The sequence below is a fragment of the Glaciecola petra genome (assembly GCF_031846345.1).
Lineage (GTDB): Bacteria > Pseudomonadota > Gammaproteobacteria > Enterobacterales > Alteromonadaceae > Glaciecola > Glaciecola petra.
On record NZ_JAVRHX010000002.1, the window covers coordinates 584,745 to 610,760 of the forward strand.

Consider the following 26,016-nt stretch of genomic DNA (forward strand, 5'->3'; position numbering starts at 1 on the left):
TCCTTTCTAACAATATTTTATGTTTGTTGGCGGTTTCTATAAATGTTGGGCTATTTTACAAAGTCAGTCATATATATTTCGGCTTCCAATAGCCATGATTGACTTGCATTGTTGAAGCGCCATTTAGCCGAGTAAGAACCTGAGAACAGCAGATTGTCGCCTCTGCTTCCTTTCCATTCTCCATACTCCATTGCTAAAAAGCCTAAGTTAGAAATAGTCACACACTGAGTGGTTCTAAGGTATATGTCTCGTTCGTCACCCTTATCAAAATCAGATTGCCAAATATCCAATTGAGCTTGCTTTCCAGTAAACAACACACTGTCGCTACCTGTAACTAAAATCACTGACTCAGACAAGATAGCAGCAATTGCGTCAGCATCAGCCTCTTTAATCGCCTTATTGAAAAGATCTCTCTGCTGGACAATCTTTTCTGTTATTTCATTTGTGTGGCATTGAGGACTTGAAGCACTTGATGTGGCAAAAGATACTAAAAATAAAAAGAAAGTAAGGGAATAACTAATCTCTCGCACGGGGTATTTCTCCTTAAGATGAAAAACTCATAATAGTCTCGCGATTATTATGAGTATAAGTTTTATAGACTCTTCAAGTTGGCTGTCTCAAATGTTCGATTAATTGGCGTTTTAACACTATCGCGAAATACTACTGGCCGTGTTTGGGCTGTTAAGTAAATCTGTAAACACTTGCCAACGACGTTCTGGGTTGTCGGCAATTGCTCCTTGTCTTTCCATATAAGCCGCTACTGTATCTTTACCCATATTGTAGTTGATTACATAACTTCGATAGCTGTCGACAAAACTAAAAAAGCTCTCAGCATGCTCTGGGGAGCGCATAGTATATTTTATTACAAGAGCCTTTGTTTCTTCTCGCGTATGTACTCCGTTTAAATAGGCTCTGGCAATTTCATTGCTGGCATAATTGAGCTTACCCACTAACGCGAGGATTTCATAATATAAATCAGCATCCTCAGGATTTAATCCGGCTAATGGAAATAATACGTCTTTTTCGTAATTGATGCGCTTGTCACCCGGGAAAGCGATATCTATACCATAGTTTGCAGTGCCTTCGGCGATGAATGCTTGAGGTGAAAATAGTGGCAATATAGAAAATTCAATCCAGCCTTTTTCATTGACTAAGTCTTGTTCCAATAGAAGATTGTAAACGTGATGTCCAGGGTAACCTTCGTGAGCTGCTAAATCGATGACGCGCTGAATAGGAATAGGAAAGTCAGTATTTACTTGGATTAGGCTTTGTGCGTTTCCTTGATAATAGTTATAACCTCCCCAAGGTTTATCTTTTACAAACTCCAAGACGAAGTTTTCATTCGCTGGTAGCTCGATATACTTTTTGGTGCGAACACGCGCTTCTTTGATTGCTGTTTGAAACACCTTCTCTAGTTTGTCTTCTGGAATTTCAAACGCTTTGCGATAAGTATTATACCGTTGTGTTAACGGCCCATCACCGGGCACCTTCGCGTCAAGTTCTGCCAATAGTTGGTCAAAGTGAGACCATTCAAATGAAGGGGGTTTTGCGTCATATAATAACAGCGCTTCTTCATCAAAACTGTAGTTATTACCCGCGATAATATTAATTTTGGCGCCAATAGCAGTTAGCTGTTTAACTAGCATATTGTGTCGTGCTTGTTGCAAAGGCGTATTGCCAGAGATATCCACCAAGGCTATCTGTGCTGACAGCTCAGATACGCGCGTTAACAGCCGTTGATGAGGAAATACTGCATCTTCTTTTAACTTAGCTGGGCGCCATTCTTCCGGGCCATAATAAGCATCTACAACATCTTTATCGTATAGTCCTACTTCTAGCACTAGTTTGACGTATGACTCCGCTATACTATCAATGCTAGCCGTGGTTTCAGCCTCATTTTTCAGTGATTCAGTATTTACCGAATTACCGCATCCAGTCAAAAAGATAGTCAATATCAAACAAACGATTACTTTGGTTAAATTAGTGGATGTATGAGTCATTTTGTTTCCAAATTTATAGTATTAAACATTTAATATCCTATCCTTTAATAGCATCAAATAATATCTTGGCTAAGCGCTGTAAGATATGTGTTTAGCGCTGACTTGAACTGGCCTAGGTAGCTCACGTATATACTCTGTAGTACTGCAAGATTAGAAGTGAGACCAATGAGCTCGGTATTGCCACAAATTTTAGCTGGCGTTAGTAACTCATACTGATTGGGATCGTAGCTATCTGAGTCAACCCAATTTATAGTACCTTGGCCAGTAAATGCAACACCGGATGCTCGGTGCGCTGCTTCATTGGTATCTTGTTTTACCCGAACATACCGTTGCCATTGTCGATCGATGAATCTCATTTCATTGGTTATCGTCTGAATGCTAGCGCGAACGCTGGGAGACTGAATAAGTGACAAGTTTCCTGTATTCACGGCTTGTTCAGCGTTTGACAATGAAAACCGGGGCGGTGGGAAATCTGCAATACTAACAATCAGGATCTTAAGCTTATCACTCATCGCAATACACGTGTCTTTGTTTTTCAGTGCTAGTGTGAGTTGTTCTGCGTTATTCTTAATAAGTTTATGAACTATTATGTAGTCTGTTAACTGTTCTTGCGTTTCTTCAGCCTCAGAAATCATTCGCCCTACCAAGTCATTTGCGCGTCGCTGGTCAGCCTGCCCCTCATTCCAATTGGCCACTTGAATACCGATAAAAACACCAATGACAACGATGAAAAAATCGATGCTAACAGCGAACCAATTCTGTTCTTTTACGTGTTTTGTTATGCGACGTAACAGCATTTTGATCAATATATACCCATGTTAGGCTGATGTAATCAGCACATTATCGTTGAAACGTCCCATTCTCAATCACTTAAGCGTTAATAAAGCGTTAATTATGCAAAATGATAATCAAACACCATTGTGTTTATCTGCGTAATTAATACTCAGCAGGGCACATTGATATTTAAGATTCGGTTAAATGGATTTGGTCACAAAACATTGCAGGCATGCCGCCCACTCTTTTCATTATTCGAAATTTTCGAGTTCTTGTTGCACATTTTCTCTCAGTTCTTTAGCCGTTTTTATGTTGGTAGGCAAAAACTGTAAAGCGCTGGTTTGTGTTGAATACCAAAACCGCAATGTCAATAAAATTTCTTGGTCAGATTGAATACTATCTAGAATACGTCGGTTTTGGTCTTCGCTTATTGGCGATTCACAAGTTTTCAGTTTTTGAGTACTGATGTTATTATTGATATTGTCATTCGAATAGCAATTCTTCCAAATATAATCTGTCACTATTGATGGCATAAACCCCCTAACTCTTTCCCTATATGCAGGAACGTAGCGCATTAATTCTGTACCAATATCACTACCATTAAACGAATAGTATTCAGCGAGTTTTTGGCGAAGGGCATGATTCTCTAACAAAGATAATTGACCCGCTTGTTGTAATTCGTTGTAGGTAATATCGTTTACCTGAAATGGGTCAATTTGACTGGCCTGAAAAAAGCCAAGGACTGCGTTCCATGAGGTTTGAGTATTTTGTTCAGGTTCTTCAAGATAGCTTAACGACTGTTCAGTGTAGTTTTTAATCGTATGCCAAAAGGCTTCTGTATGGCGCATTCTATCTAAGTCATCTTGCAAGTCGCTGCTGAGTCTTACAAGGTACTTTTCAGCCGTTTTTTGCTCGGTAATAGCAGCTTGCCAATTAGTAACCTGAAGACCGAGGAATATACCCACAATAACCACCAATACATCAACACTTACTGCAAACCAGTTTTGCTTTTTTACGTTTTGGGTAAAGCGGCTGATAATCATGAATTTATTTAGTCTCCGTAATGTCTAATTGCAACTCAATTTGTTCCAGCAATGGCTTCGCGCTGATGTGAGCCGCGCCCAGCATTTGAGCCCAGCCAAGCTGAGTTCGTAAGTCGCCAAGAGTTTTGGGTTATCCGATACTACACGGAAGAACTCTGCCTTATCTGTGCCATGATAAGGGGTAAGGCCTTATTCCAATTTTCATTATGAGGGTGCCTTAGTTATTTTATTATTTGTTGTTGGTGCAAGACTGAAAATGCTAGTTTACGGAAGGATTGTTATGAATGGACAAGTATTAACAAGTTCGCTTCCTATCACAGCATCAGAATTGAAAATATCAGCATCGATTAACCATTCACCGCTCTCCTGCTTTTTTCGAATTTCAAGAAACTTTCCAACATCTACCCCAAAACCACCTTTATCGTCAGGGATAAAGACGCAAGAACGCCCCCTGACATAGGCAATATGGTTGCTGCCAGCTATTTCTTGGATCTCAAACGCTATACGAAACCCACTTTCATACTTTTCTTGCCATGAAGCAATGTTCTGCCTACCTATTACGGCAAGGCTGTTGGGAGGCATCAATGTGGCGTTTAATGTAAATAAATCGGCGAGTTCTTTCCAATCATTTTGGTTATAAGTGTTAACCCATTCTTTCGATGAGGCTCGAATGTCATCTATATCCTGTTGCGATAACTCAGCAGACTGTGATTGAAACGCTAAACCAAAAGAAAATGTAAGTAATAGAGTAGTCCTAACAAGGACAATGTTTTTTAATAAAACCTTGACTGAATTACGCATGGTGTGCACTTTTTTACTTTGACATATGTAAACAATAATAAGCTAAATACAGACAGTTAACCATGCACCGATCGTTAATTTATCGTTAATAATGCATATTGATGACCCATCGCTATTGTGTTTATCTGCGCCAATTACTACTCTTATTTTACACATTAGTTAACTAAAGAGAGCGCGTAGTAAAACACTTACGGTTCGCCTCTTTGGGCACAAGACTTTGTATAATTGACATGGTTCGATTAACAAAAGGATAAATCATCAGTGACTAAGAAGACGCGTGGGCGAATTACCCTTGAAGCATTGAGCACTATTGGCGTAGTTATAGGGCTTGTATTTGTTGGCCTTGAGTTGCGACATTCAAATAATCTATCGCAGGCAGAGGCCTTAATCTCTTTAAATGGCTTAACCATCACGATGGAAATGTCGAAGTATGAAATGCCTACTTCAGATGATCTGTGGATTCGTTTTCGAGATGGCAAACTCGACAATGACGACGACATATCACCTAAGGATGAAGAGATTTTGACAACCTACTACGTTATGCAAATAAATCTGACAGAGGCTGCTTGGAAGTTTCGCGATACCGGAATACTTGGTGAAGCAGAAACACAAGGTTATCTAAAATCTGCCTGTAACAGTTTTACACGCAATGACCTAGGTATAAATTTTTGGCAAACGTCACGTGGTAATTTCACATCGGGCTTTATTGCAGAGCTTGAAACTATTTGCGTTGATTTAAAACCTATTGATTAAGGTCGTTTTACGGCGGAGAAAAGTACTGCACACAAACGACAAGTTCTTCGATAAGCCAAGCAAATGATCCGAAAAATTGGCGTATGGAACAGAGTAACTTTAGTGTTCATTGCAGGGTTCAGGCTCCGTCGTATCAAATTTGGAAGTTTCAGCTTCAGATACTACTACTACCCGATTTTTCGGCAGTCCCTCTGGCTGCCCCCAACAGTTTCTTCGCGCATCTATACGCGCCATCGGTGCGTGAATCATCACTTCAGCATCGCCATTGTTCAAAATCCTATTAGCTCTTAATAAAACATTGTATTCACTTTTTTCAGCCCAACCCTTAGCTAGTAAAGAATGATCGCCAAACTCTAGTCCAGAACGACCTGCACCTTCAATTCTGCTGTCGGTGATTTTAAGCTCATAAGAGCCTACAGCAGGCATTAGGTCGGCTTGAAACTGTGAACCTCCTAGCCAAATGTTTGCGGCCACATCCTCAAAACCTTCAATAGCTCCCGCATTTCGAATTGTACTTCCATCTATTTCGATTCTGATTTTGCCCTGGTTGGGTCTTGCTGGATCAGCGGGCTCAAGATTAACTAGAGTGCCTTCAATATTCATTTGGCCCGCGTCCTCAATTATTGAATCATGAATGTAGAGGTCTATCTGAGAGGGGCTTTGCATGACAGCGGCCACTATTCCGTCTTGTCCAGTAGCGCCGCTGAAAGATTTTTCGACGCGGGCGACAGCGCGAGCTCCGCCACTAGCAACAATCATAATGTTTCTGCCAGAACGACTGAATCTTCCCCAAACTTGAGAATCAAATACTTCCAAATTTACGTTTGCGTTAGAACCTTGAACAAGTGCAGAAATACCTGCGTCGAAAAATCCAATTTTAGAACCTCCCTCTACTTGGGTGTTGCTCACTTTAATGGAGCTGCGTGCAGAATTAGATGTTACCGACACGATGCCGAACCCAGCGGCCTTACTGATTAAAGATGAAGTCACAGAGATCTTGGTTTCTGTCTCAGACTGGACAAAAACCATGGCGCCATGAGGTAATGCTCCGGGAAGAGTCGCATACTTTTCTTCTATGAAAGATTCAGACCGATTCGCAGCATGAATATCAACACCATCAATACTGATTGAAGCAGTATTGAATCCGTATATACCGCTAGCAAAGGTCTCTTCAATCCTTAGGTTTGAAACACTGCCATTATCGGCAAGTACGATTCCGCACCCAGCATTTCGCGTCAAATTAGAGTTTGTTATACTAGGTTTGCGACCTGCCTCTGTTAGGCCTATTAGGCTTTGTCGGCTCTTGAGAGCAATTCCACCGTCTAAGCTTGAGTCACTTGGTAATACAAAAATTGTATCTCCAATATTACTGATATTTTCAATAACAATTAATGAGCCTGTTGGACTCGCAATACTTCTACCATCGCCGTCGGCACCGGCTTTTACGAACCAAATATCAGCCGATAACTTTGCTTGAACGGACGCCGAAACTAGGAAAATCACCAACAATAGCAATACGGGAATACTTCTAAAGATAGCATTGCTGTTCATAACTGCCATAGCCTTAACTGAATCGGTCTGTACAATAGTATTGCACACTGCCCAAGATCAGGTATTTTCCTTTTCTTTTATTGCCTTTTCTATTGTGAATTTACTTGCAAATAATGTAAGAGGTTTTATCATTTTCAACCTTTACTTGATGAGATACAAATCCAACTTTTGTAGCCGCCAAAACCTCGGCTTCATTTTCTCCTTGGAAGTAGACAATATTGTTTGATTTCTTACTAGCATTATAGGCTTTTAAAAACATGCTGGGATTGGGCTTATAGTCTTCCGCTGTATTTGGCAAAATTATGAGTTCAAAGTCATGCCAAGGAAAATCCGTTAAGTTTGAATTAAGGTTTGATTTAACATTTGCCTTCAATACAAATAACCGTTCATCAAAATTGTTTCCCCAAGAAACAGGGATATTTGATATTAGTCCTAATTTATATCCACTTTTTTTAAGCATAGCTAAGTAATTTAAAGCGCCAGGTAAATAGGAAAATTTTTTCTCTCCTTGAGTTGTATCAACCAAAGTGTTTCCTAAATCAAAGAACACCCAATCATTATTATTTGAGACGTTCGTAGATAAGAAACAAGATTGATCTTTATGAACCTCATCAACAGAAGTGCCTGAGTCTGAAGACGTCGCTGTAGTCGTGATGCCTAATTGCAACTCAATTTGCTCCAGCAATGACGTCGCGCTGATGTGAGCCGCGCCCAGCATGGTAAGATGCCCCTGAGCCCAGCCAAGCTGAGTTCGCAAGGTCGCCAAGAGTTTTGGGTTATCCGAAACTACACTGAAGAACTCCGCCTTATCTGTGCCATGATAAGGGGTAAGGCCGTATTCTAAGCCGATTTCTATCGCGGTGCCTCTGGCTGGTCGAAAGGTGACATCTTGCGCTTTGACCAATGATTTTGTGAGATAGCGGTAATTCTGTAAATCTTTCACCAGACCGTCGTCCCGAAGCAATCCTAGCTCTCCGCCGCTCGCCAATGCGTCAAACGCGGTGGTGCTTGGTTGAACATTGCCCACGAGCACAGAGACCCCCCATAATTCGCCGTCGAGACTCTCTACCCTGTCCTCAAACTCTTTTGTTAGGTCGCCAAAATACGCGTCAACAAACTCCTCGTATTTCACACCATCGATGTTAGCGTGCGCAATGAAATTGTTTGTGCCTAAGAGCGAGGTATTTTTCAGAATGTGGTTAATGACTATAATTTTTGCATACGCGCCGTCTATTGCGACCTCATAACTGGCGATGTCGGATCGTATGTCATTCGCAATATTTTGCAGAATAAGCGTTTCGCGGTGGCGATCACCTTGCTCATCATTCCAGTTTGCGACCTGAATACCGATAAAAACACCAACTACTACTATCGTGAAGTCAATCACAACGGCAAACCAGTTCTGATCTTTTACGTGTTTTGTGATCCGACGTAACAGCATTCTAATTCTGAAATTCCTGAAATATAGGGATGATAAATATCCGCCCAAATACTCATTATCCTATCGTTGAAATACCCTATTCTCAATCGCAAAAGCGTTAATAAAGCGTTAATTCTGTTGTTTGGCGTTGCGTGTAGAGATGGTTGTTAGTAGTGTTACTAACAACAAAAGGTGAACAAAAAACAGCCTGAGCTTGGTCGAGGAAAGAACATGACAACACACATACCCCTGCGATGTATCGCGTTATTTTCATTAATCTTATCTGTAACTTTTATCGCAGCATTTAGCCAAGCACATGAGCATTCGAGCAACACTAATCTCGATCCTGAAATTGACAAAAGGTTTGAACAACTTAGCGCCTTTGTAAACAAAGAAATGACTGAAAAAACAGTGCCGGGTGTTGCTATTGGCGTTTTGTTTAATGGCGAACATAGAACCCGGGCATTTGGTATCACCAACATTAACAATCCGCAGCTTGTCACGGACAAAACCTTGTTTCAGATTGGCTCGATAACTAAAACCATGACCGGAACCATTATGATGCGGTTGGCCGAGCAAGGAAAACTGGATTTAGATGCCAACGTTAGACAATATTTGCCTAATTTTAAAGTGAAAGATGAACAGGTTTCCGCCAATGTGAAAGTCCGTGATTTATTAACTCATATGAGCGGCTGGGTTGGTGACCATTTCAGCACTAAAGCAGGAGCAGGCGATGATGCTCTGTCGCGCATTTTAGCTGAAATGACAGAGCTCGAACAATTGGCGCCCTTGAATAGCGTTTATTCTTATAACAATAGTGCTTTTTATGTTGCGGCGCACATCATTGAAGTTGTGACTAAAGACACTATTCAGAACGTAATGCAATCAATGATCTTTGATGACATCGGCATGCATGATTCATACATTGTGCCAAGTGACGTGATGACCAAACCTTACGTTGTTGGCCACAATAACGCTGCCAAAGGCATATCAGTTGCCCAGCGCTGGGCTTTATATCGTGCAGCCTGGGCCGCTGGGGGTGGCATCATGACGGCAGGTGATATGCTTAAATATGCCGCATTTCACTTAGGTGATGGTACCAATAGCGATGGCGATCAAGTCATGCAGCAGGCATCTCTGTTGGCTATGCAAGCCACTCAAGCGGCCAAGGTTGGTACAAAAGACGCAATAGGTATTACTTGGCATTTAAGTTCAGTCGGAAATCTGAAAGTTGTAACACATGGCGGTGCTACCAATGGCCAACAGGCATACTTATTACTCATCCCAGAAAAAGACTTCGCAATTACTGTATTAACGAATGCGGGTAATGGACGAGCGTTACATCAAAAAGTGATTGCCTTCGCACTTGAACAATACTTTGATGCCAGAAACCCTGAACCTATATTACAGACACGGACACATCAAGAATTAGTAGAGTACGCAGGATTATATAGCCGTCCGTTTAGAGACTTAAAAATTACGGTAGTGGACGGACAGTTAATGATTCAAGCTATTCCAAAACAAAGCTTCTTGGGCAATGAAATTGCACCACCGTCGCCATTACGGGCGTTCAACTTCTTTGAAACAGATCGCATTGTAGACAAAAGCGGTAACTTTAAAGCCGAATTTATACGCAATGAAGATGGCTCTATTGGCTGGATAAGAAGTTCGCGCATTTTTGTGAAGCAATAATGAGCAACATTATCTCTGAACTAAGGCGCCGTAATGTTTATCGATTTGCTGGCACTTATGCCAATCTCGACCGTTCCTTAATTCAATCTCAACTCGACGATCCACCAGACATTTGGTGGAGCCCAGATGAATTACTAAAGAGTGATTACTGATGTTATTACGCTCGATTTCAAAACACGTTAAAGATCAGAACTGGTTTGCAGTGGTGCTAGATTTCCTCATTGTAGTCGTGGGAATTCTGATTGCATTTCAAATCACCAGTTGGAATGAGTCGCGGCAAGATAGAGATGCAGAGCAGCGCTATTTGGCCGAACTCGCCAGAGACCTCGAGGCAGATATTGCTGAAATTCAAGCGGCAAAAAAATTAAGTTTATCGAGTCTGGCGATAAGCGAGTTAGTATTGGAGATCTCAGCACCAGGTTATAAACGTCCTTCGTTTTGGCCGGCGATTGAGGAAGTTGTGGCACCGCAAGAAAGTTTACTGTCATATCCTTACTCCGCCTTAGTTACTCGTCCTTACCTAATAAGCACTAACAGCACATTTGAAGAGCTGATTCAGAGTGGCAGCATAAGCGTTTTGACTAATAGGACGTTAGTTAGTGATCTAACTAAGTTTTACAAAGACTTGCGAGAGAATACCAATGATGAAAAAGCCTTACACAATCAAACCAATATCACTATGAATTATTTTAGTGATTTAGGTATCGGACTCGGAGATAGCGCCACACTAGAAACATTGCAAGCGCTTGCCATCAAGGATACTCGGTTCTTAGGTAGGGTAAAATCGATAGCATTCTTTTCTAATTGGCAATACCTAAGACTAAACAGGATTGAATCCGATGCAAACGCTTTATTATCCACTGTCAACGCTGAGCGTGACAACAAACACGAGGCGCCAAAATGAAGATTAAGGCTATTGTTACAACAACGCTCTTTGGACTGAGCGGATTGTTGAGTTTTGCTCTTGCTCAAAACAACACCAAACTTATTGAGTCTACTTCGACAAGTGTCAAAGCTGCCATTTCATGGCCGGAAGAAAAATGGCAACAGTCGACGCCTTCCGCCGAAGGGATTGATAACGAGGTGATCAAAACCTACCTTGAACGCATGCGTGCTGGCTATTTTGGCCCGCTAGATCATTTCATGTTGATCCGTCATGGACGAGTGGTCGCTGAGGCTCAATTTGAGCATGATTATGCCGCTATTTATAAGACTCTGGGGCCGGATGTGATCCAAGTAGGTGTCAATAATGCCGACCTACAATACAATTATGATCATCCCGATTTTCACCCCTATTACCAACAGAGCGAGCTGCACACGCTCCAGTCTGCGACTAAAAGCGTGACCTCTGCAGTTTTGGGTATTGCCGTTGATAACGCCCTCATCGACAGCATTGATACCTCTGCAATGCACTATTTTAAGGACTACATTTTCGATAAAAGTGATATCAGGCGAGCAAAGTTGACTATTGAAGACCTGTTAACCATGCGTTCGGGAATCAATTGGCAAACAGAAGGTGGCTATGATGACCCGAACCACAGCACAAATGCGTTGGAGTCATCACAGGAATGGATACAGTACACTCTTAGCCGCCCAATGGACGCAGAGCCTGGTACCGTTTTCGAATATAACGATGGGGTCAGCGTACTGCTTGGAAAAATCATCCGTGAGGCAACAGGAAAAAGGATTGATGATTATGCAAAAGAGCACCTATTCACGCCTATCGGCATTAATGATTTTCATTGGAAAATCACACCCGACGGCGAAGCGGATACCGAAGGTGGATTATATTTAAGTACCCATGATTTTGCTCGTTTTGGCTACCTTTTCTTGCGTGATGGTCAGTGGAATGGCATGCAAGTCATCTCGTCAGATTGGGTCAAACGGTCAGTCGCCCCAACAGTCACCGATATTGCACCAGACAACGACCAAATCAATGACGCTTATGGTTATCAATGGTGGGTAATTAAACACCAAGATGGCAAACCTGCTATCTATGAAGCCAAAGGTTTTGGAGGCCAGCGACTCGTTATCGTGCCGCATCTGGACTTACTTGCCGTGTTCAATGCGTGGGACATTCGAGGTCGCCATGCGACCCCTGCCGTGAACGCTTTTATCGATGAGATTATTCCTGCGACCAAGACAATTGGTGTTATGCCATGATCCTGCGTCGTATTACCCAACACGTGAAAGACCAAAACTGGTTTGCTGTTGGGCTTGACTTTCTCATTGTGGTGATTGGCATACTCATCGCATTTCAGATTACCAACTGGAATGAAAATAACTCGCATCACAACGCCTACCTTCAAGCATTAGAAAGACTCGACAATGAAATTTCGAGCAACTTAACGGTTCTCGAGGTGTTAGATAAGACCATTAATAAGGAGTTAATGGTTGTGCAATCAGGTCTAGATGCACTCATTACCTGCACATCAGGTCAAGACAGCATTGAAGCTGTCAATGCAGCTATGAGTGAAACTAGAGGTGTTCGTGGACTTTACGTACGTACAACGGCTCTAGCTGAATTGACCACAAATCCAATCTTACTGTCTGAACAATCGAACACAGTACGAGCACGTTTTGCTGATTTGCTTTTTTACCATCAAATTGCTGATGAGACTTTGACACCATTTCAGCCAAACCCCATTGTTACAAGGCCAGCACCTTCGTCGACTTTAGCGATTAAATCAGCAGAAAAATACACAGGTGAATATTTTGGAATAGATTATGAGGTTTTTCGCTACCCCATCGCGCTAAATGTAGCAATGGAAAAAGCTTGTCAAGATCTCGAACTACAAAAATGGCTACATTCATGGGAAGCTTGGCACACAAATGTGTTGATTCTAGTCAGTAAATTGCAGCATGAATACAAAGAAACACAAGCATTGTTGCGGCAGTTGAAATAGTACTGATGAGATACTTCTGCTACGCCAATCAATTACCCTTCACCCATGACAGACTGAGATGTCGACTGAATTATTTCAACTTCTATACCCGGAAATATTCTACAGTTAACCGTTGCACTGACTGATTGTGATAAGGCATTTTCAGCATGTCCTACATATAGCATTGTGGCTACACAAGTGGTACGAATTAAACTGGCATAAGATGGTTTTGTTGACTAATAACTCGGTACTCCGCATGCCTGACTCTTCATCTCCAGTAAACGCAATGATCAAGTCACGAGTTGGCACAAAAACTTCGGCTCTTAGTCTTAAAAAAATAGTCGTTAGCGCGGTAACTCCCAACTTATTGTCAAACGTACCTCGACCAAAAATGAAACTTGCCCGTGACTCGCTGCCGTTCGGTAAGAAATAACTTCATGATAAATTTCGAGAGCTTTGCGCTGATAGGCCTTGTCAAAAGATACATTTTGTTGGTTACCAGAAGCCTGATTCTGCTCGTTTTGTTAATACATCGCAAAAGCAAACGGGAAAAGAACACTCAGCTTGATATATGGACATGATGTTTACATTTTTACCGAAGTGGATTAGTTTGAGTGTTTTAATCGCAGAATTGAGCCTCGGCACCTTTCAGTTGATGGATACACAACGATGAATATTTTGACCAAGACCTTTGTTGCACTAGCGGGCCTAATGCATGTAGTGTTTTTCGTGATGGAAAGCGTTTTATTTAACAATGAAAAGGTGTATACCCGGTTTCAGCTTGCCACAGCTGAACAGGCAGCCCTTGTGGACCCCTTCATTTATAACCAGGGTTGGTATAATTTGTTTTTGGCTATCGCAGCATTTGCTGGCATTATGCTAGCGGGGAAATGGCTAAAAAACGTGGGTGAAACCTTGGCTATCTATGCATGTTTATCGATGTTGTGCGCTGCACTCGTGTTGTTTTTCAGTGTGCCAGACATGCTACGCGCTGCCTTTATTCAAGGAGCGTTTCCTTTTTTAGCGCTCATTACCTTTGCCATCGCTAAGCGAAATTTAGAACCGGCCAATAAATAATTGTCCCATTTTCGGTTTAAGTATTACTAAATCAGCCGAGTAAGATTGCTTCATTCATGCTTAGTATTGCTAGAGAATAATTAATCTATTGCCATCAAGCGCTTCTGAATTTGTTCTAATACGACTTTGTCTCCAAAATTCTGACAATGGCCAGCCATGGGCGTAAATTCGACCACTGCGTTAGATACTGGATTAACCGTTGATTTTAAAAATTGCGAAAATTTTCTTGTGGCTGGGTTGAGGAAAAAATGGTCCATGTCGCCCATCCAAATATAGATTTTATCTTGTAGTTTTGGCCCAAGCTCAGCCCAATTTTCTTCAGTGTAGAGTTTTAAGTCATACTTTTTCCACGCTTCAGCTACTTCTGGGTTAATTTTTCCAGTTTCTGGATCAAACAGTGCAAGGGGTAAACCGTCTTCGCCTTTTGGGCTATACAAAGCGGTGTGCGCACTAAATTGGCCGCCAGAGGTTCTGTAGTCATTTGACACGCCTTGCACATTTTCAATTTTTATAAATTCTTGTAAGGTCACAATAGGGTCGCCAAAAACAGTCCTTGCCACCGGTCTTAAATTATTCCATTTATTGTAAAATATATTCTCGTCTTCATAGATGTTAGCCAATTGATAGGCTGAGAAATCTATCGAATCGGGGCTGTATGAAAATACTCCGTTGAATGAATCGGGGTAATACAGTTGTAGCGCCAAAGACACCCAGCCACCTGTTGAACAGCCATCAGTAAAGCGATATTTACCACTTCCTTTTGCCCTGAATTCTGATTCTATAGCAGGAATTAACTCGTTAATTAAGGATTGGCCAAAGGGACCATTGTTAGCTGAGTCTAATTGATAGTTATCACCAAATGGTCCAGCGCTGTCTAAATACACGGTAATAATTTGCGGAGCGCCATCACTTTCCCACCACTGCATAAACTCTTCGGAACCAACTGGCCTCTCCACTCTTGTATATCTGCCGCCATAGCCAGCAACATTATAACGAATGGGGTAGGTGGTTTGGGAATTTTCATAGTACGAATGAGGCAATAAGACAGAGGCAGTAATCGAATATGGGCGCCCCCAAAATTCGCTTAATACTTTACTTTGAATAGTGATTTTTTTGACTAGAGGATGGTCGACTAATTGTTCAGCTTGAATACTTTTCGAGAGTTCTATATTTTCGACAAAGTCGGCAGTAATGTTGATGGTTTTGACTTCACTGTATAAGTTACCTGGCGAGTTTATATAAGGTTTAGATGTGTCTTGATGCCACAGTGCTTGCAGTGAGTACTCGCCTACCGGTATGGAATCCAGATCAAAAGATGCCGTGCTCATTAGCTCGGAATCATTGTTTAAGATCATGCCATTAGAATGAGAGGAAAACGCAACATTTCTTGCAAATATATAGTTTTTATGTTCGCTAAGTGGCCACAATTGTTCGCGTGGTTCGCGGCTGTCGTTTTTGCTTAAAAATAGAAAAATTCTTCCTTCTGTTGCAGCAGTATCTTGAAATGATGAGGCCACTTTTATCCCAAATTCACCTGAAGCAGTATTTGAGCTTTGTGTTGTTGGTTGCAAGGCATTATCTGTAGCTGTGCAACCTGCAAATATCACTATAAAAGTAAGTGCTAAAAAGGTTCTCATTTTTTATCCTTATTCTGAACGTTTATAACTGAGCAATGCACTCTACTTCTACTTTTGCATTAAGCGCCAAGCCATTTGCCCCAAAAGCACTGCGAGTGGGCAAGTTGTCAGTAAAATATTGTTTATATACAACATTAGCTTTGGCCCACTCATCGATATCAGCAAGCATCAATGTACACTTAACAACATCGTTATAATCCAAATCGTAGTCTTTTAATACACTACCGATATTCTTTAAGGTTTGGTGCATTTGCGACTCAATAGTATCGCCAGCTAGAGTCATGGTGGTGGGTAAATTGCCGATTTGCCCTGACATCCATAGCGTACCATCGACCTGTTTTGCATTTACAAAGGGTAGGCCAGGCATGTCTCCACGAAAAACAAATTGACCATTTTTAATCACGTGCCTTATCTTCTTTGTATTCTCAATGTCAGCCGATGGGTCTTCATCCAGAATGACTAAGTTTGCTCGTTTTCCAGCCGCAAGATAACCATGAGTTTGCTCAATACCTAAAGCCTGAGCATTAATCAAGGTGGCACTTTGAATAGCTTGTAATGGAGTCAGTCCACCTTCATTTACTAATAAGCTAAGTTCTTTAAATAAAGGTGGCAAAGCATCGTTTTCTAAATCTGCAAAAGCATCGGTTCCTGCGCCAATTTTTAAGCCTTCTTGGGCAGCTAAACGTAATAAAAACTTAGCTTGTTGATAGTTCTTTTTTCTCACATCGTTGGCGCTTTTGGATCTTTCAAAGACCGACATGGTTGCGTCAAGTATCACATCATTCTTTTTAATAGCATCGAAAAGTTCATCGTAACTGCCAGCATCCATAGAACGTTCGAATAAATCATCCGACAATTGTTTTTTACCTATTCGCCAATCACGGAAATTAGCAATAACTTGACCAGCTAAATCAGGGATATGCGACATCACTTCGACACCAGCTTGCACAGATTCAAGCGGAGTGGCGGGCGAAATAAGAGTATGTGCCCAAACCTTTAAACCGTGTTCTTTAGCGCTGGTGTATAATGGAGGTAACACATCCGCTGGCAAATCCGCATATACCTTTATACCAGTTGCGCCAAGCCCTTTTGCTTGAAGAACAATAGCATCAAAGTTTGACTCATTATCAACTGACCGCATCCAAACGGTGTTACCTGACTGCCTGCCTTTAGCCGACGCTATAGTGCGTGGGTCATCAAAAAATGTTTGGCCGCCAATAATTACAGAAAAATAAATATCTGGCGATTGAATTTGATCAATTTCGGCTAAACGTTTTAGGTTTGCTAGCGTTCGCCCGTCACCGCCCATATCTCTTACGCTAGTTACACCACCACGCAATAAGTGTTGTAAACGCGCCTTAGTCGTTGAGAACTTGTCCCACGTATCTGGGTTGGTAGCATGATGTACATGAGCGTCTATTAAGCCAGGTATCGCATATTTGCCGGTCATGTCGATATAAATTGCATTTTCTGCTGTACTTTTGTAATCACCTTTTTCAATAGATGAAATTTTAGCGTCGGAAATGACAATCGTCATATTTGGTTTTAGCGCTAGGGTTTTAACATCAATAATATTAATGTTATGTAGCACCAATTCATTCACTTTAGCTATGCTGAAGTTAGAGATACAACATAGGGTTATGGCAAAAGTAACAAACAGCTTCTTCATCGCTTTTCCTATTTTAATTTATAAACCGTAGATAGATGCGCCTATCAAATTCCAGTGATATAACAAATATACTGCAAATACTGAAAACATTGCATACATGGTATAGGTGATTCGTCGCCAAATAGGCCATTGTGAACCAAACCATGCTGGTATTACGCTCAGTATATGGAGCAAGGCAACAAGGCAAAGCAAAACGCTTAGCGCAAAAGCGACTTTAACACTTGTAGGTGGAAACGATGTGTCGTCTATAGTGGTAATATCTAACTCGGAAAGTGACATGGCCGCGAATGCCAAACTAGCGAAAAAAGTACTCCATGAGACAACCGACGCGATGTTTATCCATGCTAACTTTTTACCAATCGGAGTGAGGGTTAATCCTCTTCCATATCGATAGTACATGCCAAGTAAACTCGTCATTGATAATAAAACTACACCACCAAAGCCCAGAAATAAAGCGCCACTTGTTGAAATAAAAGAGATCCGTTCAAGCGTCGAAGAGCCTAAACTGCTATGTAATCTGAGTACTTCACCTGCTTCGTTTGTTACAACACGTATGCGTCTTCCACTTTTACTTACCCAAATTTGGTCGTTTAGTGGCGCATAGCGGACGCTTGGTGTGCCAGGAAATACCAAATATCCATCGTCCGTAGCAGTAATTTGGATGTCGCTAGCTAAAGAAAACATTGCAGCGCCACTGGTAAAGTCTCTTCGATTGTTTAAATAGTTTCCGGCAACTAGTTTGGCCGCTTCAGGATTTCCTTCAATCGCTAAAAATTTATCGATTGTGCCAGTTTTGCTTATTTGTCGCGCAATTGACCACGCTAAGCCTTCGCCACGAGCACCAGACGAATTCATGTTTGAGGAGACAAACACACCCATATCTAGCTCAGGTATTATAAACATCCAGCTTAAAAACTGTGTCGCGCCACCGTGGCCCACGGTAGCAAAACCGTCAACATCATTGAGCATGAAGCCCCATCCCATGTCGTCGCCGCCTATTGCATCTTCAAACGCAGGCTTTTTAATCCGCTCCCAAGATTCTTGAGAGAGTAATCGCCCGCCTTTATATTGAGTACCATCAAGTAACATACGCATAAAAATAGCCGCGTCTTTTGCATCCATGGCCACAGCGCCCACAGGCTCTTGGGGGCGAACCGCCATATAATTGATCACTACAGGAGTGCCATTTTCTATTTTGTGTGGCTTAGCCATGCGTTGCTCAAGGGCAAGAGGATTACGCTCAATACCAGGGTCTCTTAAGGTGGTAGATTGCAGACCGACGGGTGCTAATATGCGTTGTTCTACAAATTCATAAAATGACAATCCGCTAACTTGCTCTACTACATAAGCGGCTATATTGGTGCCTGAGTTTGAATAACTAGTGCGTTCTCCTGCTGGAGCAACTCTGTTGGGAATGCCAGTGGCGACTGCTTCTTCAATCGAAACATTGCGATTAGGATCGAGAAAGTCCTTTAAACTGTCTTCAAAACCAGGTCGATGTGACATCAAATCGCGCATGGTAATTTGACGATCAAAAGCATCTTCTATAGCAAAACCATCGAAGTAATTATTAACCGGCGCATTTAAATCCAACTTGCCTTCTTCGGCTAGCATATGTGCCGACAACCACACAAATAGTTTTGATATAGACCCTATTCTAAATAAAGTTTCGTCTGTATTTAATGCGCCTGTTTCGGCATTTGCGATGCCATAACCTTTAGTAATTTGTTGCTCACCCAACACGACTGATACCACCATCCCAGGTGGGTCAAAGTCGTTTATGGATGCGTCGACATAACCATCGATAAAGTGGCGTAAAGCATTAATGTCAATCTGGGAGCTATTGGTACTTTCTATCGGTTTTTCAATTGTCGTTTCGTTTTGAGCATTTAGCGTAAAACAAAAGGTAAAAAATAGGCTTATAAAGCAAAATATGTTGTGTTTTTTGCGTGATATTATTGTTTTATTGCAAGTCATGTTCACAATCCTCTGCCTGAACTAATAACACAGACTAGCAATTATTGAGTGGTATATAAATCCTAAAAACGTCAATAAAGCGTTAATAATGTTTGTTCACCTATTACATATTCTGTAGTGTCGCTCTTGCTAGAGGAGTCTTCGCAGCGTAACCCGCTATGTTATGCAGTTGGATGCTCATAGCCTGTCATGAAAGACCGAATTGATAAGCGCTTCAATTATTGTTGTTAAAACAAATCCACATCGCCAAATTGACTGCTATGAGCAGGTTGTTTTTCAGATTCATTTTGCAGTATCGCTATTTTGTCATAAATAGCTTGAGCTGATTGTTCCAACAATTCAAAATCAACCCCTGATTGCTCGACCAATAGTTCTGTTTCGATCAACTTTAAAAAGAATTGTTCTTGGGCTTCAGTTAATTCTAATTTATCAAAACTTGTATTGATATTACCCGCAACATTTTGGATGATTTTATCAGTTTTATCTGTTTGTAAGGTAAGCGCCGTATGCAGTTCTTGGACTATATTTTTAGTTTCTGTTTGCAGCTCAGTTAACAGTAAATGTTCACCTATTGAAAATATTTGTTCTTCTATACATGGGATGAGCTTAGCGCCGATATCTAATACACAATCGTAGGCGGTATCTCCCATATCACTCATCGATTTTACAAAAAGTGATGCATGGTCGTCATTAAATACTAGCCTTCTTCCAAATCGAAAAACCCGGCCTTGATCTCTAACAACACTAAATACTTGTAAGGTACGTTCACCTACAACATCTTTGTTTTCTTCGAAAGTACTAATATTACCTTGCGTGTCGGTTATTTGGAGTGCGCAGTGAATGCCTCGGCTGGAGAGTCCGTTTAAAACAGTTTGTGCTAAGGATTCAATACTTTTTGAATGATTAATTTCAGACAATAAATCAAATGCGAAACCATAATATGATGCTTGAGACATAGCAACACCAAGGACATCACGAGAATCTTGGTCGTTTTTTTCTAGCGCTTGATAGTTGTTTAAGGTGGCAACTATTCGTTGTAAACTTTCGAAAAATAAGACTACATTGTATGGTTTTACAAAGTAGTCGTATGCGCCGGCCGCAAAAATATCACGAATATCGTCTTCTTTAGATGTTTCGCCTATTGCAATAACAAGCGGTGGTGACGACATTGATTGGCTTGATATAAGTTTGCAAAGCGACAAACCGTCATACGCCTTTGTTTGCACATCCATAATGATAATGTCGTATTCATCAGCAAGTATTTCAGCCTCAGCTGTGTGTAGATCCTCTACAACCTTTAAGCTGAATTTTTGAGCCAGCATGAGTTGTAAAACTTCACGTGAAATTTTGTCTTCTTCGATGAGTAAAATATTGGCAGACTGCACGCATACATCCTTATGTCACTGACAATCCTCAGGTTATATCATAAGCTTAGGTCTATGTGTAGGCGATCGCTTATAATTTTTTACAATATTAGTAACTTGGAAACATATATAATTTTACTCTTCAAACTTAACGGCTGTTCCATATGCGAGCAACTCAGCGGCACCTTGCGCTATCATAGACGTTGTAAAACGAACATTGATTATTGCATCGGCATCCAATGCTCTGGCGTCGTCTAACATTCGATCGATAGCTTGTTCCCGGCTTTCAGCCATTAACTTGGTGTATTCGTTGATCTCTCCACCTAAAATATTCCTAAAAACGGCCAAAATATCCTTACCCAAATGACGGGCTCTAATGGTGTTGCCTCTCACCAATCCCAAGTGTTGTTTGATAGTTTTACCCGCAAATTCATTGCCAGGTATAATTGCTATGTTTTTCATAGTTTTACTCCTTTGTACTTATCTGTTTTTCTAGCGATTAATTGTTGCCTTAAAACTGAAATGAAAACGCCAACCAAGCCGCCCCATATCAGACTATTCACTAGCTTTTCACCAAGCCCAATACTAGGGTTAGTCATAAATGTGAATGTAGCAAATGCTAAAGCAATACAAACGCCGATTATCATTGCACTAAAACCTATAATTTGTAGTGTCTTTGACTTTGGGTCATTTAACATGGCATCAATTTTGTCTTGCTCTATTTCAGGCATTGCAGTGCCTTTTACCGCTTGCTTGAGTATGTTGATATTGGCCAATGCCTGTTTGCACGATTCGCAATTTTCAATATGCACTTGCACCAGTTGACTTTGTTGTTGAGTGAGTTCGTTGTCGGCATAACCTGACAGTAACTCGGCTATATGTTCACATTTATTAAGATGACTCATGCAACACCTCTTTAGGATGATAACGTAATTAATTTATTGCCAAGTGCAGCTCTCGCTCGGTGTAATCTCGACATTACAGAGCCCTTTGCTATACCAAGAATTTCAGCAATTTGTTGGTAGGAAAAATCGTGGTAGTCCTTCAACATGATTATTTCTCGATATTTAATATCAATGTCTTGTAAGGCCTGGTTTAGCAGTGCTTTTTGTTCTTCAATTATTAAGCCTGACTCAGGATTAAATACCTTCGAATTAAATGCCTCTTGTTCAGCTTCGTTGCTGATTTTATTTGCTGCTTGTCGTTTGTTTTGTCTAAGCTTATCTATGGATTTGTTACGAACTACTTTATAAAACCAAGGGCGAAAATCAGGGCTTTGGTGACTAGGAGCCGTTTTGTAGCTTAACGCTAACGCTGCAGCATCCTGAAGGATGTCTTCTGCGTCAGCAGGCTCACCCACAATTTTAGTGGCAAGCTTAAAAGCATCTTTTACCAAATCAGCTAGTTCTTTCACTGTTTATTCCCTCAATCTTGAGTTTCGTCAAATCGGCTTGCCAAAATTACTGGCTGAGCAAGAAAAACAATCGATATACTTAAATAACGTTTTACCCTTGGTATTTATTCCATATTTTTTTCAAAATTAGGCAATTTGATATAAATACATACAAATTCCCTTTGGTTTTGTACCCAAATGATAATGAAATTTGCTATCTAACTTACCTTAGTCGTTTAAATAATGTTAACAAGTTGAATAATAATTGTGAGTTATATAGTCTTTCTGTCAGTTAAATTTAAAGGGATCACCAAAATGAAAGGCATACTTGCTTGTTTATCAATTTCAATATTGCTGAGCTTACTTATAGCGTGCAACGAACAAGACAACACTGATTCCTCTGCTACTACTATAAAGCGTGTACTCATTTTTTCTAAAACAAGTGGTTGGCGACATCAATCTATTGAACATGGCACAGAAAAGCTGAAACAAAGTTTGACCAATAAAAATATAGCAGTACATAGCACAGAAGATCCTTCTATATTTAATAATTCAGACTTAGCTAGTTTTTCGGCTCTAATATTTTTGAATACCACTGGCGACGTATTGAATGAGGCTCAGCAAATCGCGATGGAGCGATACATACAAGCCGGTGGGGGCTATGTAGGGATTCATTCGGCCAGTGACACTGAGCACTATGGTGACTGGTATTGGTATCGTCGTTTAGTAGGTGGTGTATTTGCCGGTCATCCATCTGTACCTTCCAATGTGCAGAAAGCACGCATTAATGTGTTACGTAAGGATCATCCTTCTACCCGTCTTTTACCTGACAATTTTAGTATTGCAGATGAATGGTATGACTTTAAAAGTTTGTCTGAGCGACGTATTGACTTACTGAGTGTAGATGAAAAGTCTTATAATGGCGGTGCTCATGGGGTTTATCATCCCATTGCCTGGTATCATGAGTTTGATGGAGGCAGGTCGTTCTACACAGGTTTAGGGCATAATAAAGACAACTACGACAACCCACTTTTTATGCAACATTTATTGGGTGGGATAGACTATGCGATTGGCGAAAATAAAAGAGACTATAGTTTGTCTCGACCAGAACCCAATCGTTTTACCAAAGAAGTATTGCTCGATAATTTGATTGAACCAGTCAGCTTAGCCGTAAGCAATGATGGCGCTGCAGTCGTTTTTGTTGAGCGGAAAGGCAGTGTTAAGTGGTTTGATACCCTCGAAAATTCTGTCAGTGAAATTGGACAAATCGAGGTTTATTCGGCTGAAGGATTTGGTGAGTTTGGTTTGTTAATGGTCGCGCTCGATCCCAATTTCACCACAAATCAACACCTCTATTTAATGTATAACGCAGCGCCAACTGATCCTGAAGCAAATGGCCCTTTGCAACGATTGTCGCGATACACGCTAAAAGATGGTCGCCTGGATTTAAGCAGCCGGGTGGTTATGCTAGATTTTGCTAATGATGATACTTGTTGTCATACCGGTGGTAATCTTGAGTTTGACCAACAAGGCAATCTATTCATCGCGATAGGCGACAATACTAATCCTTTTGAATCGTTTGGAGTAGGACCAGGTGATTTTAGGGATGGAAGAGCTGCCCATGATGCTTACCGCTCAAGCGCTAATACTCAAGATTTACGTGGAAAAATTTTACGCATTACCCCTCAAGAAGATGGTTCTTATACGATTCCTGAAGGTAACTTATTTAGCGACCCAGCAGATGGTAGAGCTGAGATTTATGTCATGGGGACACGCAATCCTTATACTATTGCCTTTGATGATAGTGAACAAACATTATACTACGGTGATGTAGGCCCTGATGCGCCGGCTTTTGAGGCGGAGCATGGCGCTCGAGGTCATGATGAAATTAACAGAGTGCGTCAAGCGGGTAATTTTGGATGGCCTATGTTTATCGCCAATAATAAAGCGTATAGACAATACGATATGCAAACGCAAACTGCGGGTGCTTGGAACAATCCTTTACAGCCCAATAACTTATCGCCACGTAATACCGGCACTGAAAAGCTACCACCCGCTCAAGGCGCCTATGTGTATTATCCTTATGCACAGTCAGATATTTTTCCAGAGTTAGGTTCAGGCGGCAGAAATGCTTTAGTTGCGGGTGTTTATCGCCATGACCCAGAAAAAGTAGCGCAGAACACACAAGCCTTTCCAGAATATTACGAAGGTGGCTTGTTTATTTCAGACTTTATGCGGAGATGGATTAAAGTTGTATTTAGTGATGACCAGGGTGATATTTACAAAATTGAAGAGTTTATGCCAGATGCAGAATTTGCCGCACCGCTTGACTTGACGTTTAGCAAACAAGGCATCTTATATGTTCTTGAATATGGGTCAAAGTGGCATGCAGGAAATATTGATGCACGATTATCGAGAGTTGTTTTTAATGGATATGGTAATCGTTCACCACAGGCTATTGTAAACTTGTCTACGAGACAGGGTGCATCGCCATTGAATGTTGTAGCGACTGGCGAAATGTCGAGTGACCCAGATACCGACCCTCTCACGTTTACATGGCAAGTGGTTAAATTGAGCGAACAAGAAACCCCGCAAGATGCCGATTATGCCAAGGCGATTATGAGTGCCGATGATAAACACGCTGAGTTTAGCTTTGATGAAAAAGGGCGCTACGGTGTCTTGCTAAGTGTGGCTGACGATAAGGGGCAAACTAGTCAAGCATTCGATACTATAGAAGTGGGGAATGCTCCACCTGAAGTGAACATTACCATAAACGGAAACAACAGTTTTATTTGGCCAGAAGCAAAAAATGCTAGCTACACAGTGAGTATAAATGATTTAGAGGATGGTGTTGTTGATGAAGCGTCTGACGCCAAACAAAGGGTATACATTAGTTTGCTCAAACAACAAAGTGAAAGCGCTGATCAGGCCCTTGGTCACCTAGCAAACGATCCACTTGGTCCGGGTAGAGCGTCTGCCAAAAAGCATTTATGTTTAGGTTGCCATCAGGAAAAAACTGCATCCGTAGGACCTTCATTTCAAGAAGTCGCCGACAAGTACCAAGACTTGGACGATCCGGTAGCTTATTTGGTCAGTAGCATTGCTAAAGGCAGCTCTGGCAAATGGGGTGAGCATCAAATGCCCCCCCATGATTTTTTAGCGGATGACGTTCGAGCAGGGCTATCGACTTATATTATGCAACTTAAATCTAAACCGCCGAGTTTGGCAATGCAGGGTGAATTACCCACGGTCGAAGAAACTGCAGACTATATTTTAACCGCCAGTTATATAGATAGCGGCGCCCCGGGGCTATCTGTGATTGAGAAGCAAGTCTCTCATAGGTTTTGGTCACCCACTATCACTGCTAAGCAAATAAACACAAAAGAACAAAAGAGTGACAATATAAGTTTTTCTGGGGGCAATATTGCAACCATCTCTATGACCGGTTCGAATAGCTACATTTTGCTGGGGGAATACGATTTAAGGCAAGTAAAAGGTATTAGCATTTTGCAAAAATTTCAAGATACGCTTGACGAAAATGCTCTGTTTGAATTGCGATTAGATGAACCAGCCGGAGAAGTCATAAGTTCTGGCAAATTTATTTATGCTGACGGTTTAGAAACGTATAATGATGTGAGTATTAATTTGAATTTTGGCGCGATCAACCAAAACCGAAAGATTTACTTAAGTGTAGTTAACGCTGAAGCACCTGACGATCGCTTAAGCGCTTCAATATACTCAGTTACTTTTTTGCAACGATGATATGACAATGCGTCTTGCGTATTAAGGTTGACAGATAATTGCGACCTGATTATACAGGGCGTGTTGCACGCATTGTATTGCTTATGTGATTCGGGTGAGCATCCAATTATTGCTATTTGCATTATGAGCTTGGATGTTTAGGAGGTTCCCGCTTTCGCCTCACAGCATCCGGTTGTCAAACTTTTTTCCAAGCTCAGAGTGCGAGTAACCCTAATTAG

The 26,016-nt window shown here is 41.3% G+C and carries 24 protein-coding genes; 8 read left to right on the forward strand and 16 right to left on the reverse strand.

Features of this window, described 5'->3' with window-relative positions:
- Positions 1-50: 50 nt before the first annotated feature.
- From RM552_RS10380 to RM552_RS10400, 5 genes are all read right to left on the reverse strand, one after another.
- Positions 51-530: a DUF4440 domain-containing protein gene (locus tag RM552_RS10380; RefSeq protein ID WP_311368762.1), complete on the reverse strand. Its 480-nt coding sequence runs from the start codon at positions 528-530 to the stop codon at positions 51-53.
- Between the two features lie 117 nt (positions 531-647).
- A complete protein-coding gene (locus RM552_RS10385) occupies positions 648-2,000 on the reverse strand; it encodes a hypothetical protein (protein WP_311368763.1) in 1,353 nt (450 codons plus the stop codon).
- A 53-nt stretch (positions 2,001-2,053) separates the two neighbouring features.
- Positions 2,054-2,797 carry a hypothetical protein gene (locus RM552_RS10390; RefSeq protein ID WP_311368764.1) on the reverse strand — a complete coding sequence of 248 codons (744 nt, stop codon included), beginning with the start codon at positions 2,795-2,797 and terminating at the stop codon, positions 2,054-2,056.
- A 228-nt stretch (positions 2,798-3,025) separates the two neighbouring features.
- Complete coding sequence (locus RM552_RS10395; RefSeq protein WP_311368765.1) at positions 3,026-3,817, reverse strand: hypothetical protein; 792 nt, start codon at positions 3,815-3,817, stop codon at positions 3,026-3,028.
- Positions 3,818-4,081: 264 nt separating this feature from the next.
- Complete coding sequence (locus RM552_RS10400; protein ID WP_311368766.1) at positions 4,082-4,618, reverse strand: YybH family protein; 537 nt, start codon at positions 4,616-4,618, stop codon at positions 4,082-4,084.
- Positions 4,619-4,879: 261 nt separating this feature from the next.
- Between RM552_RS10400 and RM552_RS10405 the strand changes: the two genes are divergently transcribed.
- Positions 4,880-5,371, forward strand: coding sequence for a hypothetical protein (locus RM552_RS10405; RefSeq protein ID WP_311368767.1), 492 nt, complete (start codon positions 4,880-4,882; stop codon positions 5,369-5,371).
- Between the two features lie 99 nt (positions 5,372-5,470).
- On the opposite strand, the gene RM552_RS10410 is transcribed toward RM552_RS10405, so the two are convergent.
- On the reverse strand, positions 5,471-6,922 hold the full coding sequence (locus RM552_RS10410; RefSeq protein ID WP_311368768.1) for a hypothetical protein: 1,452 nt from the start codon (positions 6,920-6,922) through the stop codon (positions 5,471-5,473).
- A 100-nt stretch (positions 6,923-7,022) separates the two neighbouring features.
- Positions 7,023-8,363 carry a hypothetical protein gene (locus RM552_RS10415; RefSeq protein ID WP_311368769.1) on the reverse strand — a complete coding sequence of 447 codons (1,341 nt, stop codon included), beginning with the start codon at positions 8,361-8,363 and terminating at the stop codon, positions 7,023-7,025.
- A 210-nt stretch (positions 8,364-8,573) separates the two neighbouring features.
- Between RM552_RS10415 and RM552_RS10420 the strand changes: the two genes are divergently transcribed.
- Genes RM552_RS10420 through RM552_RS10440 form a run of 5 tightly spaced genes read left to right on the forward strand, consistent with a single transcriptional unit; the run spans position 8,574 to position 12,940 of the window.
- A complete protein-coding gene (locus RM552_RS10420) occupies positions 8,574-10,034 on the forward strand; it encodes a serine hydrolase domain-containing protein (RefSeq protein ID WP_311368770.1) in 1,461 nt (486 codons plus the stop codon).
- The gene (locus RM552_RS10425; RefSeq protein WP_311368771.1) at positions 10,034-10,186 is read left to right on the forward strand and encodes a hypothetical protein; all 153 of its coding nucleotides are present in this window, start codon (positions 10,034-10,036) and stop codon (positions 10,184-10,186) included. The genes RM552_RS10420 and RM552_RS10425 overlap by 1 nt, the downstream gene beginning before the upstream one ends.
- On the forward strand, positions 10,186-10,938 hold the full coding sequence (locus RM552_RS10430) for a DUF6090 family protein (RefSeq protein WP_311368772.1): 753 nt from the start codon (positions 10,186-10,188) through the stop codon (positions 10,936-10,938). The genes RM552_RS10425 and RM552_RS10430 overlap by 1 nt, the downstream gene beginning before the upstream one ends.
- Positions 10,935-12,197, forward strand: a complete 1,263-nt coding sequence (locus RM552_RS10435) for a serine hydrolase domain-containing protein (RefSeq protein WP_311368773.1) — start codon at positions 10,935-10,937, stop codon at positions 12,195-12,197. The genes RM552_RS10430 and RM552_RS10435 overlap by 4 nt, the downstream gene beginning before the upstream one ends.
- A complete protein-coding gene (locus RM552_RS10440; protein WP_311368774.1) occupies positions 12,194-12,940 on the forward strand; it encodes a DUF6090 family protein in 747 nt (248 codons plus the stop codon). Before RM552_RS10435 ends, RM552_RS10440 begins: the two co-directional genes overlap by 4 nt.
- Before the next feature lie 32 nt (positions 12,941-12,972).
- On the opposite strand, the gene RM552_RS10445 is transcribed toward RM552_RS10440, so the two are convergent.
- Both RM552_RS10445 and RM552_RS17750 read right to left on the reverse strand, forming a co-directional pair.
- Positions 12,973-13,104 (reverse strand): hypothetical protein, encoded by a 132-nt coding sequence (locus tag RM552_RS10445; RefSeq protein ID WP_349254628.1) that lies wholly within the window; start codon positions 13,102-13,104, stop codon positions 12,973-12,975.
- Positions 13,082-13,312 carry a M20/M25/M40 family metallo-hydrolase gene (locus RM552_RS17750; protein ID WP_432277211.1) on the reverse strand — a complete coding sequence of 77 codons (231 nt, stop codon included), beginning with the start codon at positions 13,310-13,312 and terminating at the stop codon, positions 13,082-13,084. The genes RM552_RS10445 and RM552_RS17750 overlap by 23 nt, the downstream gene beginning before the upstream one ends.
- A 276-nt stretch (positions 13,313-13,588) precedes the next feature.
- On the opposite strand from RM552_RS17750, the gene RM552_RS10450 reads away from it, so the two are divergent.
- Positions 13,589-13,996, forward strand: a complete 408-nt coding sequence (locus RM552_RS10450) for a DUF1304 domain-containing protein (protein WP_311368775.1) — start codon at positions 13,589-13,591, stop codon at positions 13,994-13,996.
- An 80-nt stretch (positions 13,997-14,076) separates the two neighbouring features.
- Here the strand turns inward: RM552_RS10450 and RM552_RS10455 are convergent, their stop codons facing one another.
- The 7 genes from RM552_RS10455 to RM552_RS10485 form a co-directional block, all read right to left on the reverse strand.
- Positions 14,077-15,633 carry an alpha/beta hydrolase-fold protein gene (locus RM552_RS10455; protein ID WP_311368776.1) on the reverse strand — a complete coding sequence of 519 codons (1,557 nt, stop codon included), beginning with the start codon at positions 15,631-15,633 and terminating at the stop codon, positions 14,077-14,079.
- 22 nt (positions 15,634-15,655) lie between these two features.
- Complete coding sequence (locus RM552_RS10460; RefSeq protein ID WP_311368777.1) at positions 15,656-17,302, reverse strand: amidohydrolase family protein; 1,647 nt, start codon at positions 17,300-17,302, stop codon at positions 15,656-15,658.
- An 18-nt stretch (positions 17,303-17,320) separates the two neighbouring features.
- The gene (locus RM552_RS10465) at positions 17,321-19,279 is read right to left on the reverse strand and encodes a serine hydrolase domain-containing protein (RefSeq protein ID WP_311368778.1); all 1,959 of its coding nucleotides are present in this window, start codon (positions 19,277-19,279) and stop codon (positions 17,321-17,323) included.
- Between the two features lie 227 nt (positions 19,280-19,506).
- Complete coding sequence (locus RM552_RS10470) at positions 19,507-20,664, reverse strand: response regulator (protein WP_311368779.1); 1,158 nt, start codon at positions 20,662-20,664, stop codon at positions 19,507-19,509.
- A 114-nt stretch (positions 20,665-20,778) separates the two neighbouring features.
- Complete coding sequence (locus RM552_RS10475) at positions 20,779-21,105, reverse strand: YbjQ family protein (RefSeq protein WP_311368780.1); 327 nt, start codon at positions 21,103-21,105, stop codon at positions 20,779-20,781.
- A complete protein-coding gene (locus tag RM552_RS10480; RefSeq protein WP_311368781.1) occupies positions 21,102-21,548 on the reverse strand; it encodes an anti-sigma factor family protein in 447 nt (148 codons plus the stop codon). Before RM552_RS10480 ends, RM552_RS10475 begins: the two co-directional genes overlap by 4 nt.
- 11 nt (positions 21,549-21,559) lie before the next feature.
- Positions 21,560-22,057 carry an RNA polymerase sigma factor gene (locus tag RM552_RS10485; RefSeq protein WP_311368782.1) on the reverse strand — a complete coding sequence of 166 codons (498 nt, stop codon included), beginning with the start codon at positions 22,055-22,057 and terminating at the stop codon, positions 21,560-21,562.
- A 294-nt stretch (positions 22,058-22,351) separates the two neighbouring features.
- Here RM552_RS10485 and RM552_RS10490 point away from each other — a divergent pair, with 294 nt between their 5' ends.
- Positions 22,352-25,798 carry a ThuA domain-containing protein gene (locus tag RM552_RS10490; RefSeq protein WP_311368783.1) on the forward strand — a complete coding sequence of 1,149 codons (3,447 nt, stop codon included), beginning with the start codon at positions 22,352-22,354 and terminating at the stop codon, positions 25,796-25,798.
- Positions 25,799-26,016 lie beyond the last annotated feature (218 nt).